This is a genomic window from Flavobacterium sp. Arc2 (genome assembly GCF_041431385.1).
Classification (GTDB): Bacteria; Bacteroidota; Bacteroidia; order Flavobacteriales; family Flavobacteriaceae; genus Flavobacterium.
Map to the genome: position 1 here is coordinate 1 of NZ_JASMRH010000036.1, position 19791 is coordinate 19791.

Annotated in this window: 15 protein-coding genes and 1 pseudogene; 10 read left to right on the top strand and 6 right to left on the bottom strand. The window is 34.0% G+C overall.

Annotated features, from left to right (window positions below):
• Window positions 1-117: 117 nt before the first annotated feature.
• Window positions 118-2877, bottom strand: a complete 2760-nt coding sequence (locus QO182_RS17910) for a TonB-dependent receptor domain-containing protein (protein ID WP_371539346.1) — start codon at window positions 2875-2877, stop codon at window positions 118-120.
• Between the two features lie 177 nt (window positions 2878-3054).
• Here QO182_RS17910 and QO182_RS17915 point away from each other — a divergent pair, with 177 nt between their 5' ends.
• Window positions 3055-3738, top strand: a complete 684-nt coding sequence (locus QO182_RS17915; protein WP_371539343.1) for a response regulator transcription factor — start codon at window positions 3055-3057, stop codon at window positions 3736-3738.
• Window positions 3739-3820: 82 nt separating this feature from the next.
• Window positions 3821-4930 carry a sensor histidine kinase gene (locus tag QO182_RS17920; protein WP_371539340.1) on the top strand — a complete coding sequence of 370 codons (1110 nt, stop codon included), beginning with the start codon at window positions 3821-3823 and terminating at the stop codon, window positions 4928-4930.
• A 33-nt stretch (window positions 4931-4963) separates the two neighbouring features.
• Here QO182_RS17920 and QO182_RS17925 read toward each other — a convergent pair whose 3' ends face one another.
• Genes QO182_RS17925 through QO182_RS17935 form a run of 3 tightly spaced genes read right to left on the bottom strand, consistent with a single transcriptional unit; the run spans window position 4964 to window position 7236 of the window.
• Window positions 4964-5926 carry a sodium-dependent bicarbonate transport family permease gene (locus tag QO182_RS17925; protein ID WP_371539337.1) on the bottom strand — a complete coding sequence of 321 codons (963 nt, stop codon included), beginning with the start codon at window positions 5924-5926 and terminating at the stop codon, window positions 4964-4966.
• A 29-nt stretch (window positions 5927-5955) separates the two neighbouring features.
• Window positions 5956-6915 (bottom strand): L-threonylcarbamoyladenylate synthase, encoded by a 960-nt coding sequence (locus QO182_RS17930; RefSeq protein ID WP_371539335.1) that lies wholly within the window; start codon window positions 6913-6915, stop codon window positions 5956-5958.
• Between the two features lie 12 nt (window positions 6916-6927).
• Window positions 6928-7236: a hypothetical protein gene (locus QO182_RS17935; protein ID WP_371539332.1), complete on the bottom strand. Its 309-nt coding sequence runs from the start codon at window positions 7234-7236 to the stop codon at window positions 6928-6930.
• An 81-nt stretch (window positions 7237-7317) separates the two neighbouring features.
• Here QO182_RS17935 and QO182_RS17940 point away from each other — a divergent pair.
• The 8 genes and pseudogenes from QO182_RS17940 to phoU form a co-directional block, all read left to right on the top strand.
• Window positions 7318-7779 (top strand): annotated as a pseudogene (locus QO182_RS17940) (LysR family transcriptional regulator); the annotation flags it as partial.
• Between the two features lie 210 nt (window positions 7780-7989).
• Complete coding sequence (locus tag QO182_RS17945; RefSeq protein ID WP_371539329.1) at window positions 7990-8625, top strand: carbonic anhydrase family protein; 636 nt, start codon at window positions 7990-7992, stop codon at window positions 8623-8625.
• A 364-nt stretch (window positions 8626-8989) separates the two neighbouring features.
• Window positions 8990-10207 (top strand): porin, encoded by a 1218-nt coding sequence (locus tag QO182_RS17950; protein ID WP_371539326.1) that lies wholly within the window; start codon window positions 8990-8992, stop codon window positions 10205-10207.
• A gap of 137 nt (window positions 10208-10344) precedes the next feature.
• Window positions 10345-11208, top strand: a complete 864-nt coding sequence (locus QO182_RS17955) for a PstS family phosphate ABC transporter substrate-binding protein (protein WP_371539324.1) — start codon at window positions 10345-10347, stop codon at window positions 11206-11208.
• A 186-nt stretch (window positions 11209-11394) separates the two neighbouring features.
• Complete coding sequence (gene pstC, locus QO182_RS17960; RefSeq protein WP_371539322.1) at window positions 11395-12603, top strand: phosphate ABC transporter permease subunit PstC; 1209 nt, start codon at window positions 11395-11397, stop codon at window positions 12601-12603.
• Between the two features lies 1 nt (window position 12604).
• Window positions 12605-13483, top strand: a complete 879-nt coding sequence (pstA, locus tag QO182_RS17965) for a phosphate ABC transporter permease PstA (protein ID WP_371539319.1) — start codon at window positions 12605-12607, stop codon at window positions 13481-13483.
• Window positions 13484-13591: 108 nt separating this feature from the next.
• A complete protein-coding gene (pstB, locus tag QO182_RS17970; protein WP_371539317.1) occupies window positions 13592-14344 on the top strand; it encodes a phosphate ABC transporter ATP-binding protein PstB in 753 nt (250 codons plus the stop codon).
• Between the two features lie 46 nt (window positions 14345-14390).
• Window positions 14391-15059 (top strand): phosphate signaling complex protein PhoU, encoded by a 669-nt coding sequence (phoU, locus tag QO182_RS17975; RefSeq protein WP_371539314.1) that lies wholly within the window; start codon window positions 14391-14393, stop codon window positions 15057-15059.
• 87 nt (window positions 15060-15146) lie between these two features.
• On the opposite strand, the gene QO182_RS17980 is transcribed toward phoU, so the two are convergent.
• A complete protein-coding gene (locus QO182_RS17980) occupies window positions 15147-16226 on the bottom strand; it encodes a glycosyltransferase (RefSeq protein ID WP_371563211.1) in 1080 nt (359 codons plus the stop codon).
• A 92-nt stretch (window positions 16227-16318) separates the two neighbouring features.
• A complete protein-coding gene (locus QO182_RS17985; protein WP_371563213.1) occupies window positions 16319-19750 on the bottom strand; it encodes a hypothetical protein in 3432 nt (1143 codons plus the stop codon).
• Window positions 19751-19791: the final 41 nt, after the last annotated feature.

The window sequence follows — 19791 nt, forward strand, 5'->3', positions numbered from 1 at the left end:
AATGCGTAATCATACTTGACTTTTCTTTCCATAAAAATACCCCCAAATAGTGTCTAACTTTTTGGGGGCAGTGCATTCATGAACGACTACCTCTTTTGATGATGTATAAAGTTGATACTAGAACTTATAATTCAAAGACAAACTTAAGTTAGATCCTATTTTGTAGGAGCTCGCCAGTACATCAGCAGTTTTAATTACTGGTGCGTTGCTTTGATCAGTGAATCTTTCATAAACTGGATTTAAGATGTTCTTATATGATAATCCTATGTTTAGTTTTTTAGTTAAACTAGATTTTAGAATAAAGTCTAATCTACCAATTGATTTGTCTATTAAGTTTCCTCTTTCTGAAGTTCCTATTACAGCTAATTTATCAGAAACATAGGCATAAGTTACTGTTGCGGTAATGTCTTTGTCGTTTTTAAATTCTTTTGTAAAAGACATATCTGCATTTGCTAAAAAGTCGGCAGCTCCTGATAATTTTGAGTTTTTATAAGTAAAATTAGCGCCGAACCCATTTTCATTTAAAACTTTAGCATTACTTAAATCCATATCTTGATACATGTATGATCCGTTAAACCCGAAAGTTAATTTCTCTTTTAAATTATTCTCATCGCTGATTTCATAAATGTTTTTTCTAAATTCTAACTCAATTCCAGCTACTACTGCGTTATCACCTGTGTTTGCCCAAGTAATGTTTCCAGAAGAGGAATTGGTGTACATTTCATTGATTGGGTTTTGGATTAATTTACCAAAAGCAGTTACCGAAAGAATTTCGTCGTTACTAGGATATAATTCCCAACTTAAATCAGCATTGTAGTTTGTTGAAGCGTAAAGTTTATCGTTACCTTCATAACTTTGTCCTACTTCTTGAAAAAGGATTTTTACTTTCTCTTTAAATTGTGGTAAAGTATAGGTGTTACTCGCTGCAAATTTTAAATTTTGCTTATCATTTAATTTGTATTTAGCGATTATGCTAGGTAAAAACTTCACTGGTGCGTAAGTATTACCAGTTCCGTCTGGTGCATCTAAACTCATGTAGTAAACATATTGCTCTATTTGTTCAAATCTACCTCCTAAAATCACTGATAATCTATCAGTAAAATTGTATTGTGCATTTCCGTAAACGGCATGGATATTTAAATGACCATTATATAGCTGAGAAAGTTTACTAGAACTGTCGCCATTTGCTAAATCAAAGTTGGTGTCATTTAAGTACAAATCAGTATTGTTAAATCCATCTTTTAGAAAAAGCGTTTTATTAGTTTCTGGAAAAAAGGAGTATTGTTGTGAATTGAAATCAACAGTTTTCATTTTACCTGAGTAACCAAGAGTAGCTTTACCTTTAAATTCGTCTTCATTTGTTTTAGCAAAGTTATACGAACCTGAAATATTTGCTGACCATTCTTTTTCAGTTAAACCTTGGTAATAACGGTGATTGTTGATACTTGAGTTTTTGAAAAAAGTATAATCTGTAGATCCATCACTTGAAGGAACAAAAGTATTTTGCATACGATCTGGAATAGTGTTGTCCAATATGCTGTATCCAAGACTCCAATTTGCTGTAATTCTTTCATTGTATTTATGCTTACCTAACAATTGGTTTACAATTAACTGTGTTTTATCGAAAGTTCCGCGTTTTATAAAACCAATTTGGTCTAATCCTGAGAACTCAATATTAAACCCTTCATACTCACTGTAATCTTGTGAAGTAGAGTTTAAAAATAAAGTAGTAAATAAAATAGAGTTGTTTCTATTGATTTTGTAATCTGCGGTACCCATTACGGTAGAATTAGTATTGAATTGATACGATTTTCTAAAGAGATCAGTATTGGCAGCACCTTGAGCAGTAATGGTTGTTCTATAGATTCCTTCGTTGTATTTGTTTTCAGCATCAAATCCAGCAGTTATGAAAGTACTAATACTACTATTTGCACCTACATTGAATTTTTTTCCAGCAGATAAAGAAATATTATTATTTAAAGTGTTTTTTCTTTCTTGTCTGTCCCAGCTATTGCTATAGTTGTATGGTAGTAAAGGATTGCTTGGAGCATTTATTTTATTGAAACCAAAGTAAGAAGGGCCATCTTGCAAGTAGAAATTATCAAGTTTAGCTACGTTTGTGTTCGTACCTACACCTACACCAATTTGAATGAATGGAGAACCCGTCATTTTCTTTGATACAATATCCACGTTTGCTCCTCCAAAATCCGCATAATTTTGTGATTCAAATGTTTTGCTGATCCCTACAGATTCAACAATATCGGTAGAGAAAATATCCAAAAGTATGTTCTTGTTTTTTGGGTTATTTGATGGTAAAGGCAATCCGTTTAAAGTGGTCACATTATAACGGTCTCCTAAGCCTCTTACAAAAACACTTCCTGAACCTTCTTGTTTAGAAACACCACTTACTTTCGTCACTGCAGAAGCAACATCGCTTACGCCTTTTCTTGCTAGCTCCTGTGCACCAATACTTTGTTTTATTTCAACTGCATTCTTTTGTTCTAATAATAAAGCAGTTTCTTTTTGCTTGTTTACATTAGTGGTAATAACTACATCATCTAGTTTATAGCTTGATGACCCTAATGCTTTGCTTAGTGTTATTGTTTCTCCACTTTTTATTGTGACAGGAACCTCTATTGATTCGTAACCAATAAAACTATACTGTACTGTATAGTTTCCTGCTGGAGCACTAAGTGAATACTTACCGTCAATATCTGTTGTGCCATTTATTTGTGTTCCTTTTAATAATACGTTTGCAAAAGGTAGCGTTTCGTTGTTTGAATCCTTATCAGTTAGTACTCCAGAAATAGTACCTTTAGTTTGAGAAAAAGCAAGGGTACTGATAAAAAGCGTTAAAATGAATAATTTAAGTTTCATAGTTTGTTTAATTTTTTGCAAAGTAATGGTGTCTTTGTAAAGTTTGCGTTATTGCGAGGTTACCATTAGGTTTGTTGAATATTACTAAATAGTTACCAAATTAATTTACGGTTAATACTACTTTTTTGCTGTTCATTTATTCTTATATTTACAAAAGCAAACGTAAATTTGCCAAATATGAAAAAGAAACATACCAAGATTTTGTTAGTCGATGACGAACCGGATATTTTAGAAATTGTAGGTTATAATCTCACACAAGAGGGATATCAAATTTTTACGGCGGCTAATGGAAAAGAAGCAGTTGCTAAAGCTAAAAAGGAATTGCCAGATTTGATAATCATGGATGTGATGATGCCTGAAATGGATGGAATGGAAGCGTGTGAAAACATTAGGAAAATTCCGGAGTTGAGTAATGTGATTATTACTTTCTTAACTGCAAGAAGCGAAGATTATTCGCAAGTTGCAGGATTTGACGCCGGAGCTGATGACTATATCACAAAACCAATAAAACCAAAATTATTGGTAAGTAAAGTAAAAGCATTGTTGCGCCGCTTAAAAGAAAGTGAGAAAGATAGTGAAACCTTGAACGTAGGTGGGATAGAAATAAATCGTGAAGAATATAAAATCGTTAAGGATAATATCGAAATTTCATTACCTAGAAAAGAGTTCGAGTTATTTTATTTATTAGCTTCTAAACCAGGAAAAGTATTCAAACGTGATGAAATTCTTGACAAAGTTTGGGGAAATGAGGTAGTTGTAGGTGGGAGAACAATCGATGTTCATATTAGAAAGCTAAGAGAAAAAATAGGAGAAGATCTTTTTAAAACCATTAAAGGGGTTGGTTATAAATTTGAGGTTTAAATAAAATATAATAAAGGTTGTTTATGGGATGTAATGCCATCTTCAAAAGGCTGGATTGCATAAATAACGTACGTACTTAAAAATGAAAATAAGTTTTAAAAAAACCTATAAGTTTGCTGTAAAATCAGCATTATATATCAGTCTTTTTTCAGCGGGATTTGTGATGGTACTGGCATCAAAGATGTTCAAGATGCCTTTCCGGAGTCTGTTCTTATTTGGTTTAATTTTCATGTTAATAATCTATCTTTTTTCATTTATTGTTTTACAATATCGAGTGGAACGTTTTATATACAGACGAGTAAAAAAAATCTATGATGATGTTTCATTATTAGAATCCAGTACATTCATAAATAAACCGATTACTACAGACATGGAAACGCTGACCAGGGAGGTAAAGAAATTTGCAACCGATAAAAAACTGGAAATCGAAATGCTGCAAGTGCGAGAAGAATACCGAAGAGAATTTCTTGGAAATGTTTCGCACGAATTAAAAACACCTTTGTTTACGGTGCAAGGGTACATATCTACTTTGCTAGATGGAGCGATGGAAGATAAAGTGATTCGAAAGAAATATTTAAAACGTGCCGAAAAGGGAGTGGAACGATTGATCTACATTGTTGAAGATTTAGACATGATTACTAAACTTGAAGTAGGGGATTTGAATTTAGATTATTCAGAGTTTGATATTGTGGAATTGATTCAGAATGTCTTTGACCTATTGGAAATGAAGGCGGAAAAAAAGAATATTACCCTTGCATTTGAAAACTACCACATCTTACCTAATTATGTGAGAGCCGATAGGGATAGAATTCAACAAATTATTGAAAATTTAATAGTCAATTCAATTAAATATGGCAAAACTGGCGGGACAACCGAAGTCGCGGTAGTGAATTTAACTAAGAGAAAAGTACTGATTCGCATTAGTGATAATGGCGAAGGAATAGAGAAACAAAATATTTCAAGACTTTTTGAACGTTTTTATCGTGTCAATAAAAGTGGCTCTCGCTCAGAAGGAGGTTCTGGATTAGGATTGGCAATCGTCAAACATATTATAGAAGCACATAAAGAGAAAATATACGTGGAAAGTGAATTTGGTATTGGCTCAGAATTTTCATTCACACTCGAAAAGCAAACAGGAAATAAGCAACAAAAGACTGTTTCTAGTGTTATAGAAACAGCCTTTGAACTTTAGTTGATGTGTAGTTTTTTTAGATGTTCATAGTTACTAAGTACATAAGACTACAGAAAGATAAATTGGCATTCCGAATGTTATATTAAAAGGAAATGTAATGGCTAATGCCATAGGCAGGAAAATTCCAGGATTTGCCTTCGGAACTGCGATTTTCATGGCGGCTGGTACTGCGATATATGACGCGCTTGAAGCTAGGACTGCAAAAATAAATCGGTTACCAATGTCATCTGTTATAAAATGACTAAGGTATGCGACGAGCATTCCGTTTATCAATGGGATTATGATTGCAAAGAAGAAGCTGAACCATCCACTTTTAAAAAAGTCATTTAATTTCCTACCACTTACAATTCCCATATCAAGTAAAAATATGGCTAAAAATCCTTTAAACATATCTGTGGTAAAAGGCTTGATGCCTAAGGCTTGTTGATCACTAGCTAGGAAACCTATAATTAAACTTCCCGTGATTAATAGCACGCTGCCATTGGTAAAAGAGTGTTTGATAAGAGAGCTGATCTTAGTACTGTGTACGGTATTTTTACTAAATAATCGAATTAAAATCACACCAACGATAATGGCAGGAGCTTCCATTAGCGCCATAACAGCAACCATATGACCACTAAAAGTATAGTTTTGCATTTCTAAGAAAGTAATGGCAGTTACAAATGTAACGGCACTAACAGAGCCATAAGCTGCGGCAATAGCACCTGAGTTCTCGATACTAAAATGTTTTTTAAGAATGAAAAAACTATAAAGAGGTATGATGAGTGCGATTAACACGCCGAAGGCAACTGACCAAATGATTTCAAGTGTAAAATGACTGTGAGCTAATTCTTGTCCGCCCTTAAAACCAATTGAAAAAAGAAGATACAGTGAAATGAATTTAGAGGAGTTTTCGGGGATTTCTAAGTCACTTTTTAGACGAACAGCGATAATACCGAGTAAGAAAAATAGTAAGGCTGGATTTGTGATGTTTTCAAGTAGTAGATCGAAGTTCATAGTTGGATAGTTTGTTTTTTAAGACGGATTTATTTTTTTGTTGCTCGTTCCAATCGGTCATTAATAGTTTGTCCTAATCCATGATCAGGAAATCTTTCGGCGATAATTACATCAAGTTTTAATTGATCTAATTTGTGCAAGGCATTGTATAAACGAGATGCAGCTTCAGCTAAATCTCCTGTTACTGATAAAACTTCATTTGTCACTATGTTTCTATGCTCAAATTTTTTTTGATAGGTTAACAATCCTATTCTTTTTTTGTCAAATAGTTCTAGTTCTTCGGTAACGGTTTCTGTTAGTATGGTTTTGGTTTTTGGCGCATAATGTTTTGAAAGCATACCTGGTGCTGAAGGTGTTTCTTCATTGTGTGTTTTTATTTTTAGAGGGCCAATAACAACTTCAATTTCTTCCATGGTTATGGAACCTAATCGATATAAAACAGCAGACGCTTCCTCAAAACCAATTATCGTAGATTCTATTCCGCTCCTGCATTCGCCGCCTTCTAAAATGGTGAGGGAAGAGGCTGCAAAATAGTTCGCTACATGTTCTGCTTTAGTAGGACTGATGGATCCAAATGGATTTGCACTTGGCGCAGCCAATGGAAAGTCTAGTTGTTCCAAAAGAGCTAATGCTATCGGATGATTAGGAACTCGAACTGCGACAGTACTTTTCCCCCCAGTGACTAAATCTGGAATGGTGTTTTGTCTTTTTAGTACTAAGGTCAAAGGACCGGGCCAAAAAGCATCCGCTAATAACATCGCTTTTTTGGGAATTTCAGTCGCGATCTGATTCAAATCAGCAACCGATTTGATATGAACGATAAGTGGATTGTAAAAGGGTCTTTTTTTTAATTCGAAAATCTTTTTGATCGCTTTTTCACTGAAAGCATTTCCCGCTAGTCCGTAAACCGTTTCTGTGGGAATGGCCACAATTTCACTCTGATTTAAAAGTGCTACGGCATCGCGGGATGAAGTGCTGATTTGAGCCATTTTTTTTAAATTTTAAGCTATGGATTCTAATTTTTTCGCAGGAACTAGGGATATCTGGATAGTCCCTTCTATTTTAAACTCCATGTCGTTGGGAATCGAGTCAGCGATTAAGTCTGTTATGTTTTCTGAAGCATTGGTAAGCAACTCAATTCTGATTTTGGAATGAGCGGTACTCTCGCTAAATCGGATCTCGTTACTGAAATTTTCTAACTGATGAAAGTTGATTTTACTGTTTATTAAACCTAATAGAATTTTTTTTGCCTCTAGTGGTTTGTATTGTCCTTCTACTAATTTGAACTGGTAGTCTTTTTCTTTTTTCATTGTTTTATTTTTTTGCAAATGTAGAACTGCTAATTCATATGTTTTTATTTATATTTGTAATGGAATGCATAAAAATAATTTATGAACTATACTTTGCATCAATTGTATGTTTTTCTTAAAGTAGCTCAAAATAAGAGTATTACTAAAGCTGCTGTATAGTTGCACCTTAGGCAACCTGCAGTTTCTATACAGCTAAAGAATTTTTAAGATCAATTTGAGTTTCCGTTGACGGAGGTTATCGGTAGAAAACTGTAAGTGACTGATTTTGTAGAGGAAATTGCAATCGCTGCCGAAAAAGTTTTAAATGAGGTTGAGGCGATTAACCATAAGACCTTAGCTTACAAAGGAGAATTAAGTGGGCGCTTAAAGATTTCCATTGTGTCTACAGGTAAATACTTGATGCCTTATTTTCTGGCTGATTTTTTAAAACAGAATCCCGGAGTAGATTTGATTTTGGACGTGACCAATAAGAAACAAGTTTTAGAAAGTTCAGAGCATAACGAGGTTGACTTTTTTTTGGTTTTTGTCTTGCCTGATTCCATATAAATTGATGAGAAAGCGGTATTGATATTTTAATAGCAGCTACGGAAAGAATGCATGATGTGAGCGAATTTAGTTCTGGCTCTAATTTTTTATTTATACTCGAAAAAGAATAGGCTTTTTATAAACTTTTCATAAAAAATATAGTGTCCAAAATAGTATCTTGGCTTTATGAAAAATCGTGTGCGATTCTAACAGACTATTTTATACGATATGAAAACATTAAATAAGGAAATGCAGGATGCTATTACACCATCAATGGCAATTACAATTTTAAAAGAGGGAAATAAACGTTTTACAAACAACCTTAAGGCAAATCGTAATCTTTTACAACAGGCTAATGAAACAGTGGAGGGACAACATCCCTTTGCGGTAATTTTAAGTTGCATAGATTCTCGTACTTCGGCAGAATTAATATTTGATCAAGGATTAGGAGATATTTTTAGTGTCCGTATCGCTGGGAATATTATCAATGAAGATATTTTAGGAAGTATGGAGTTTGGTTGTAAGGTAGCTGGGGCCAAAGTTATCGTAGTTCTAGGGCACACTAAATGTGGTGCTGTAAAAGGGGCTTGCGATCATGTTGAAATGGGGAATTTAACCGCATTATTAAGTAAAATACAGCCAGCAGTTTATGATGAAAAAACGGAAAAGGTAAACCGCACTTCTGCTAATGTGGAATTTGTTGAAAAAGTCTCTGTGATTAATGTAAAAAGGTCTGTGAATGCAATTCTAGAGCGTAGTCCTATTTTGAAGGAAATGATTGAAAAAGGTGAAATTGATATAGTAGGTGCTAGTCACGATATTGCTACGGGATTAGTTACTTTTTATGAAGAAGCTATTATCTAGCAATTAATGGGTTGAGAAATAATTAGTAACATAAGAAATGTTTTATAAAGTGAAGCGTACAGTTGATAAGACTGTACGCTTTTTTTGTTTAAAATTGATTTTAACATCAAAAATTGATCAAATTTTTAGTTAAAAAATAAAGCTAAATTAGCAATGTTAATTTATTGTTAACCAATTTTTAAGAGCTTAAGGGCTGTATTTACTGGGGTTGTAAAATTTTTGAGTCTATTTTAATTGTTAGGTGACTTTATTTGTATCTTTAATGTTAAGCTGAGTTCTTATAATGTAACCTTGTGTTAATATTGAAGCGTTTATTTAATGTTAGGTTTGCAAAAAAATAATATAATGTTAATTTATACTTAAAATGAAAAGAATTTTATTTAGTACGGTATTGTTGTTTTCTCTGATGGCATCAGCGCAAGACGATAAAACGGAAACGAAAACAGCCGATAAAAAATTAGATTTAAAGTCTTATTATAATTCAGATAAGAAATTAGGATTTACTGAGCGAGATAGTTTGTTTCAGGTTAACATTGGTTTTAGAGTTCAGAGTAGAGCCGGTTTTCAAAAAACAGAAGGAGAAACTGGAGTTGTTGAGGGAGAAATTAGAAGAATGAGATTGAAGCTGGATGGATTTATTTACAATCCAAAATTTGGTTATAAAGTAGAGTTGGGTTTTTCTGCAGGTGATCTAGGGGTGATTAAAGTAGGGAACAATGAAAATGTAATCCTTGACGGGGTGCTTTTTTATAAGCCTTCAAAAAATTGGACAATTGCTTTTGGGCAAACTAAATTACCAGGAAATAATCAAAGAGTTGTTTCTTCAGGATCCTTGGAATTTACAGATCGAACAATAAATAACTCTGCGTTTAATATTGATCGTGATTTTGGTGTCTTTCTAGATTATTCAGAAGAGAAGGTAAATAGTTTTTCCTATGCTTTAAAAGGTGCTTTAACTAAAGGAGAAGGAAGAAACTGGGTAAAAACAGAGGACAATGGAGTTGCTTTAACGGGTAAAGTGGAGTTATTTCCTTTAGGATCGTTTACTAAACATGGGTCTATTTCTGAGGGTGATTTAGTAAGAGAAAAAACACCAAAGTGGATGATCTCTGGAGCTTTTAGTCAAAATAATAATGCGCGTAGAGCGCAAGGGCAATTGGGTAGTGAATTGTTTGAGAAAAGAACAATGCAATCCTTGTTTTTTGACACTATGTTAAAGTACAACGGATGGTCAGCATCTGCAAGTTATATGTCTAGAATGTCTGATGACCCCATTACGGTTAATCCTTTAGATATTACTAAAACGCAAGCAGTTTTAGTAGGTGAAGGTATTGATACACAATTAAGTTATGTTTTTCCTTCTAATTATCAAATTGCTGGTAGGTTTTCTACGCAGACAGTTGGCAGCGAAATCCATTCTTTTGTGCCAGATAAAGATGAATTCGCGGTGAGTCTTTCTAAATATATATTGGGTCACAAGTTAAAGGTGCAAACAGAATGTTCTTATGAGAACAAAAAGTATTTTTCAGGAGATACTATTGGTAGTTGGTACGTTCGCTTTCAGGTAGAAATTGGAATATAAGAAATGTAATATTTAAGAGTGATTTGTAGCTTTTAAAAAAGGAATAGTAAATATTGGATAATGTTGTCTTAACACAGAGTTAACATTGGGGCATTACTTTTGTAAAGAATTTAAAGAAAACTAATAAAAATAATAAAATGAATAAAACTAAATTGTTTTTAATGTTACCATTAATTGGTATGTTAAGCTGTGGTAAAGCAAAAACGGATGAAAAAGGAACAGAAGCGAAATCAAATGCTGTATCTGTAACGATAAAAGGTAGCGATACTGTTTTGCCATTGGCACAAAAAGAAGCTGAAGAGTTGATGAAAACAAATTCTGATGTAAGTGTTACTGTTGTAGGGGGTGGATCAGGTGTAGGTATTACTGCAATGATTGACGGTACTACTGATATCGCAATGGCTTCAAGAGATTTGAAGACTGAAGAAAAAATGAAATTTGCTGATAAAAAAGTTGATATCGAAGAAGTTATAATTGCATATGATGCGTTAACAGTAATTGTTAATCCAGCAAACACTGTTTCTAAATTAACACGTGAGCAATTAGAAGGTATCTTTACAGGAGCGATCAAAAACTGGAAAGAAGTAGGTGGTGCTGATGAAAAAATAGTTGCTTATTCAAGAGAATCTTCATCTGGAACTTATGAGTTTTTTAAAGATGAGGTGATGGACAAGAAAAACTATGCGACAGATATTTTAAACTTACCTGCAACTGGTGCAATTGTACAGGCAGTAGGACAAACTAAAGGAGCGATCGGTTACATCGGATTGGCATACGAAACTAAAGAAGTAAAACAATTGGCAGTGTCTTATGACCAAGGAAAAACTTTTGTTGAGCCATCTGTAGCTAGCGCTAAAGATAAATCATACCCTATCTCTAGACCATTGTTTTATATGTTCAACAAGGTAAATGCTGCAAAAGTTAAAACAATTGTTGATTACGCACTTTCTGCTGAAGGACAAAAAATTGTTTCTGAAGTGGGTTACATTCCATTAAATTAATAAAGGTTAATTTTTATAGAAACTGAGAAAGGTTGCCTGATTATGGGCAACCTTTTTTATTTAAAAATTTGTTGTAATTTTAGATTTCTAATATTGTCTTAACATTAAGTTAACCTAAGGTTAACGGTGTGAACACATTCAACACCCTGAGCTGACGTAATTTTGCTAAAAATAAAAAACACTCTTTTGAAAACAAATTTTAAACAGATTAAAGAGAAGGTAATTGAATTTATATTAATGCTAAGTAGTGCTGCTACTAGTATTACAGTAATTTTGATTGTCTTTTTTCTATTTATTGAAGGTGCTGGGGTTTTTACCAAAAAACCAATAGATAAGGGGTTTTTATTGGCGGTAAACGAGTCAAATCCAGTAGGTAAATTAGAACCGTCGCAAATCAAGGACATTTTTGATCAAAAAATCACCAACTGGAGTGAGCTTGGGGGGAAAGATCAAGCAATCGTTTTGTTTAGAACCGGGGACATAACCGATTACTATACGGAAGAAGAGCTTGGAGAGAATTTTGTTAATTTTCCTGATAAAATAAATGACCTTATTGCTAAAACGCCTGGTATTATCGCGTTTTTTTCTGATAAGTATGTAAATAAAGAATTTAAAGGAAAAGAAGTAGACATAAATAAAATTACTGTTTATAGTTTCTTATCTGGTGAAGAATGGTTTCCTACTGCAGAACCTGTTGCCCAAATGGGTGTTAAACCGTTAATATATGGTACGTTATGGGTTAGTTTTGGGGCTATCCTGTTGGCTTTGCCTATTGCTTTGGCAGCAGCTATCTATTTGAGTGAAATCGCAAAGAAAAGAACTCGTAATTTATTAAAACCGCTTATTGAACTTTTGGCGGGGATTCCTTCTGTTGTTTATGGTTTTTTTGGCCTGGTAGTTATTGTTCCTTTAATTCAAAGTGTTTTTAACTTGCCTGTAGGTGAAACTGCTTTAGCGGGAAGTGTTGTGCTAGCAATTATGGCTTTGCCTACGATCATCACCATTTCAGAAGATGCAATGCGAAATACACCACGTGCTATGAAAGAAGCTAGTTTGGCTTTAGGGGCATCCCATTGGCAAACGATTTACAAAGTGGTTATTCCGTATTCTGCATCTGGGATTACAGCTGGTGCTATTTTAGGTATAGGTCGTGCTATTGGTGAAACCATGGCCGTGTTAATGGTAACTGGAAATGCTGCGGTGATACCTCATTCTTTTTTAGCGCCTATTCGAACAATACCGGCTACTATTGCGGCAGAGTTAGGTGAAGCTCCAAACGGAGGTTTGCATTATGAAGCCTTATTCGCATTGGGTTGTATTCTATTCATAATTACTTTTGGAATTAATATGTTAGTAGAATTAGTGACCAATAGAAACTCCCATAAAAAACACTAAGATGAGTACTGAAAATAATTTAGCAAAGAAAAAAAGAAGAAGTCAAAAAATTGCCTTTGGGATTTTTACAGGGACAAGCTATGCTATTGTAGCGCTGCTGTTTGTAATATTAGCTTTTATCGTAATAAAAGGGATTGGAGTTATTAGCTGGGAATTTATCAGCGCTATGCCAAAGAACGGAATGACTGAAGGTGGGATTTTTCCAGCTATTGTTGGAACACTGTGTTTGGTTTTAGCTAGTATGATATTTGCGTTTCCTGTAGGTGTGCTAGCAGCAATTTACATGAATGAATATGTGAAAGATGGCTGGCCTAAAAAAATAATTAAGCAAATGACAAATAACCTTGCAGGAGTTCCATCCATCGTATTTGGACTTTTTGGGATGTCATTATTTGTAAATAAGTTGGAATTTGGAGATTCTATTTTAGCAGGTGGATTAACATTAGGTTTATTAGTGCTTCCAGTTATCATTAGAACAACAGAGGAATCATTGAAAGCGGTAGACGACACCTTTAGGCAAGCAAGTTTTGGGTTAGGAGCAAGTAAGTGGGAAACGACAAGTAAAATTGTGTTTCCAATTGCATTTCCTAATATCATTACAGGATTAATATTATCTATAGGAAGGGTTTCTGGAGAAACGGCACCTATTTTATTTACCGTTGCTGCTTATTTTTTACCTAAATTGCCTACATCTATTTTTGATCAGGCGATGGCATTGCCTTATCATTTATATGTAATCGCAACCAGCGGTACAGATATTGAAAAATCAAGAGCAATGGCTTATGGTACGGCACTTATATTAATTATTATTGTATTGATTTCTAATTTATTGGCGAATGCGCTTCGTAAATATTATGGAAAAAAAGTAAAAATGAATTAATACCGTTAGCTAATTCATTATAGTCCAATTTAAAAGTTGACGAAATGAATTATACTGCGGCATTACACCAGAATAATGGTTTAAAAATAAAAAAACAAAGGGTATAACATGCATAAAATACAATCAAACAACGTAAATTTTTACTACGGAGAAAATCATGCTTTGCGTGACATTTCTTTATCAATGAAAGAAAATACGGTTACGGCATTAATTGGACCATCAGGATGTGGTAAATCAACTTATTTGCGTTTGTTGAATAGAATGAATGACCTTATAGATGGTACTAAAATGACCGGAAGTATTGTTATTGATGGAGCTGATATTTACGAAAAAAACACGAATGTGGATAATTTGCGTAAAAATGTAGGAATGGTTTTTCAAAAGCCAAATCCTTTTCCAAAGACTATTTTCGAAAATGTAGCTTATGGATTGCGAGTGAATGGAATTACTGATAAAAATGAAATTGAAGAGCGTGTTGTAACTACTATCGAACAAGTAGCGCTTTGGGATGAGGTAAAAGACAAACTAAAGAAATCAGCTTTTGAGCTTTCTGGGGGGCAACAACAAAGATTGTGCATCGCTCGTGCTCTAGCCATAAAGCCTTCTATATTATTGATGGATGAGCCAACATCAGCTTTGGATCCAATTTCAACTTCAAAAATTGAAGAGCTTATTTATGAGTTAAAAAACAAGTATACCATTGTTATTGTTACGCATAATATGCAGCAAGCGGGTCGTGTGAGCGATACTACTGCTTTTTTCTATATGGGCGAGTTGATCGAATACGATAAAACAAAAACAATTTTCACAAAACCCGCAATCAAACAAACAGAAGATTATATAACAGGAAGATTTGGATAAGAATACAGAATCTACTAACTTTAAATCTTCAAATCTTTAGAAAAAAATGGCATCACACTTAGAAACAGAACTTGGTAAGCTTAGGGGTATAATTATAAAAATAGGAGGTCTGGCTGAAAGTCAGGTTGCTGAAGCTGTTAAGGCAGTGCTATCAGAACCCGCTTTAGAAAGTAAAGAAGTAAAGAAAACAGAAAATAAAATTGATAAACTTGATGTAAAAATTGACGATATCTGTCAAAGTGTTTTTGCTTTGCAACAACCAGTGGCTTCTGATTTACGTTTTATCATATCGGCAATGCAAATTAGCAGGGAGATAGAAAGAATTGGTGACTTGTCAATGAGCATCATCAAACTGACTAAAAGCATTAAGGAAAAGCATGAGTTAATATCAAAATTTAGTATTGCTGATATTGTGCGAGGTGCAGAAGATATTACAGCAAAAACAAATGAGTGCTTCCTAAATATGGATGAATCCACTATTGAAGAAATTTTTACGTTAAACAATGATATAAAAGGTAAAAGCAGCGATGCAATTGATAATATCATTGGAGAAATGAAAAATAATTCTAAGACGGTTGTTTCTGGTACCAATTTAATTATTGCGTTGAAACACTTTGAAAGAATTGCAGATCACAGTACAAACGTTGCAGAATCTGTTTATTTTATGATTAATGCAAAGACTCTCAAGCACGAGAAATTTTCAGATAAGAAATAATTTAATTCACCATTGAATTAAATTTTAAAGCTGATTTTTATATCAAACAAGGATATAAAAATGAGCTTTTTTAATGAGATACTGTTTTTAAATTTCGAAGATACTAAATAACTTTTTCCAATCAGGAGTGTTGTCAAAGCACTGTAAGCCACTATATTTTTTTACCTCTGGTAGGTTATCTATTTTAAAACTATCTTGTTCTGCATAAGGAACAATACCATCTTCTTTTAATTTTTTAGCTAAGTACAACTGCTCGTATTGACCAGGAGTAGGGATGAAGAAAGCTTTTTTACCTAGTTTTACCAGGTCCATAATTGTAGTATAACCAGAACGTGCCAGAATAATATCACTTTCATTAAAAGTTTGCTCTAGTTGACGACTTGTCATAAAGTTAAAGTAGGTGATGTTTTTTAGTTGTTCTTTCTTTTGTTCCTTTTCTACAATTCCTTTTATGAATACTACATTGCCTCGATAGCGTTTTAGCTCGATTTTAAGTATAGATTCTAATAATCCTCGTTGAGGTTCAGGGCCAGAGAGAATAACCATCAGGTCGTATTGTTTAGGGGTTTCTTTTTTATGCATGCGGCTTAATGGGCCGATGTATTTAGGAATAAAAGGAAAATTGTTTGAATGACTCAGTTCTCCTGCCAGATTCGGTTGGCCTTCAACATCAGGAACCCAACATTCTGTATATTTTTTAATAATATTTTGATGTAGTTTACTCGATAACCAAGTTGTATTTCCAGTCATCACATTGAGTTGATGTGTTATAAATACACACGGAACATTTTTATTAAAAACACCTAGTCTATTGTCTGAAATGATTCCGTCGATATCGTGTTTTTTAATCCATGAAGCAACCAGTTTTTTTTCATTCCAAATGGCTTTTAGCATTTTTGGAGCATTTTGTAACAACTTCCATTTGAAATTCGTGCCGTTTTTAGCATACTCTATTTGGTAGGAAGGCAGTTCGAGTGTTTGTAAATAAGGGAACTCTTTGCGTAACATGGCAAGGGCTATTCCGTCTGAAGCGATTATAGGGATGTGATTGTTTTCTTGCAATGCCTTTATTACAGGAATGCAGCGCGTAGCATGTCCCAAGCCCCAGTTTAATGGTGCAACCAAAATAGTTTTCGGGACATTATTGATTTCCTCTTGTGTTGACATTTCTGCTTTTTTAGGGAAAGGTACACAAACAAAGGTTTAAGAAAGAGACACTTTGTATTACCAAACCTTTAAATTATTAATTTGTATTTGAATTAAAAATAAGCCCTTAATTGAACATTACCTGTGTGGATGGCTTGGCTTGATTCACTTTTTCTTCCCTGATAATTGAAATTAATATCAAGGAATTGGGTGATGTTCTTTTGCAATAGCAATCTCCAAGTAATGTTTTGACCCGTTTGTAAACCTTCGAGCATTTGAAAGCCGACAGAAGAAAATTCATTACCGTTAAACTTATTCTGATAAAAGGAAACCTCACCATTCATTGTGATTTTTTTATCATTGGCATAAGAGAAAGAGGTTCCAAAACGGTTTTGTACCAAAGACTCAAAATTGCCAATCTGGTTTTCTTTGTTTTGTAACTCGTAAAAAACATCTAAACTAGTATTTTTTGAAAATAGGTAACTGATTTTTGGAGCTAATTGATAGCCCTTTATGGTATAATTTTTTTCAGTATAATTTTCCGAAACTATATCGGTTTGTATCGTTTTGAAAAAGGTTCCAAATAACCAACTTTTTCTATATAAATGAGAATATTGTAATTGATGTGAACTGTTGTTAGACCCTTGTGATCCTGTAGAAAGTAAATTTTTGGTTTGATTTTCTATGTAAGAGTAGGTGACGGAGTGTTTCTGTTTTCCTCTATTGTAAAATAAGCTGTTTCTAAAACTGGAACTGAGGCCTAATACATTTTCTTGTGAGGAATTAAAGGGGTTAAGTTCAAAATTGCCTCCTTCGTTTTTTGTTTTTCGATCAATAATGAAAGAAGTCTGATTGTAAAAAAAAGAGCTGAATTTTTTAAATCCAGTTTCATTTTGCCATTGAGTAGGATTTAAAATAATAGATTGCGAGAATTTAGTCTGATGCGTTTTTATATACACACGATTGGGTAAATAGACTCTAATGTATTTTGCCTGATCGATATATGGAGCCACTTCAAATTCTTGTAATTCCTGAATTCCGTTTGCATTATAATCATTCCAAGCATAAACACCTTGTCCCGTGGCGACTTCAAGATAGGTGAATTCCTGTTGGGGTAATGTACCCGAATTCGTTTCATAAGCACTTGTTCCCTGAATCAATTGATTGAAAAAAAGATCATTGTATAAGATTCTAGAATTTAGCGAAGGCTCTTTTCTCTTAGAAGGATCCACAAAATCTAATACCCGATAATTAACATTAACAGATAAGTCACTTTTTGCTGTTTGAATTAATTTTGACTTCAAATAGTATGTTTGTGAATTATTTACCCTTTGTAATATGCCATTTTGTATACTGTCATTGGTTCTTTTTAATAACCCCAATTCGACAAATACCTTTGTACTGTCCCCTCGACCCGCAAATACTCCATATTCAGAAAAGCGCTGACTTAAGTTCGAAAATTGATTGGTTGATTTGGTTTTCTCCTCATTGTCCTCAAAACGTTGGCTAGAGCCAATCCAGTTTTTGTCAAAGTGATACCGAATTTGAGATTGGTTTCTAATGAAAGTCGAAGTGGTGAGTGCTGCGTCACTTTTTAAATAACTTCCGTGATTTTGAAAGCTCCAGTTTTTCAGATTGAAATATCCGTTTAGACTATGTCTGTTCCCAGAAAAACTTTCAGAGAAATCTAGCTTTTCAAATTGGTATTTTACCACCCCATTAGAATGTAATTTGGAGGAAGGCTTTAAGTTAAACTCCAAACCAGATACTAGTAAACTTTGATTCCCAACTGCTGTCGTACCCAAATTCCAATCCCTATCAAATTCTATAGTGTATAGTCTTTCGATGGTTCTAAATTCCTTTTGGGTAAATTGATAATTGGCGTACCCATCGACAATCCACTTCTTTGAAAATAACCGTTGCCTGGTATTTATTTTTCCGCTTATTCCTTGATTGTTAGAATCATCGCTATTTGAGAAAAGATTAGCGTCATTGTTGCTGACTCCTATTTCGAAATCGACAGCTGTTTTCTGGGATGGAGAGTACTTCCCTAAAAAAGTAGCTACTTGGATTTTTTTAGGGGCCACCAGCTGGATAGTTGGGGCATAATTCCCTTGCGGAATGGCGTTCATTGGTACAATATATTCGTAAATACTACTGATGCTGGCGGCATTTTTCAATACGTAATTTCCTTTATTAGATCCCACTAAAGTAAATCGTACATTAAATAGCTCTTCTTGAGGGTCATTTGAATATTCGAATACTTCGGCCGTATTTATCATGGTTTTTCTGTACAGTACTTTGTTGTCAGAATAAGAGTCTGGATAGGCGGAGGGTGCAATCATTGATTCTTGATTGTCGCCAGCGTTAACTAAAATTTGGGCTTGTTCTTTGGTGAGGTTTTGCTGTAAGGGTTGGTTTTTAATATCATTTTCAGAATAGAGGTAACTTCCAAAACTCCATATTTTATTTTGATGTGTGACCCCGGCATAAGTCACAAATCGAGTGTAATTCCTATCTGAGAATTGATATTCAATCGCAATACGCATTTCAGAGGTTATGGTAAACAACGGAGTAAATGTTATTTCACCTGCGTTGTAATCAATAGTATAATCCTTATTCTCTCCTCTTTCTAAAAGTAAACCATTTACGTAGACTCGCTCTGATCCTGATATTACGAGTACATATAATTCTCCGTTTTGACCTTTTAATTTATAGGGTCCTTGGCTGCCTTCGATACCTGTGAAATTACTTTTGGCATATTGACCTTTTACCAAGGCTACAGATGCGAAAACATTCGTTTTGTTTTTAGGGGTGCCAAAATCAAAATTGGCTGAAAGACCTTGAACCTTTTTATTAAAGTTTAAAAATTGCGATGCGTGATTTTCAAGAAAGAGATCACCTGCCCGTATGTTCCATTTATCGCTAAATAGCTCCATGAAAATGTTGTCGAACTGTTCTAGCTTTTGCGAATAGCCGCCATCTTGTAATGGAATATTACTGTCTTGCAACGAGGCTCGTAAACTAACTTTTTCAGATAGCTTTCCCATGATTTGCAAATCCAGATTAGAATTTAGAACCGTGTTTTGGTTGTTTCCTATTGTTACCCCACGGGTAATGCTTCCCGAAGTTGTCAAGCCGTCAAAAGGGATGTTTTTTTCAGCAGCTTTGGTGTTTATTTGATATAATTTATCTTCATTAATATCATTACTCACCACTCGACTGGGGTCGTAAATACGGTACTCCCTAGTTAGAAAGTCAGGGAATTTCAGGTACTGCACCGTGATAGAATCGGATTTAGTGAGAAGGTTATTTTTCAATAATAGAGTTCCTTTTAGAAAATCAATTTTATAAAAAGTACTGTCAATAGGAATGCTATTGGCGTCAAGCAATTTAAAAAAAGACGCATTTAGGCTTTCGTTTTCAAGATGTATGGTATCACGGGAAAATGGAACTTTTTTGGTTTTATATAATGAATTGTTTTCCTGGGCATGTAGTCCAGAAAAACATATAATCATTACCAAAAGCACTATTTTTTTTACCATAAAGAGAATAACGTCTATTAGCCAAAAGTAGTGTATTCTGT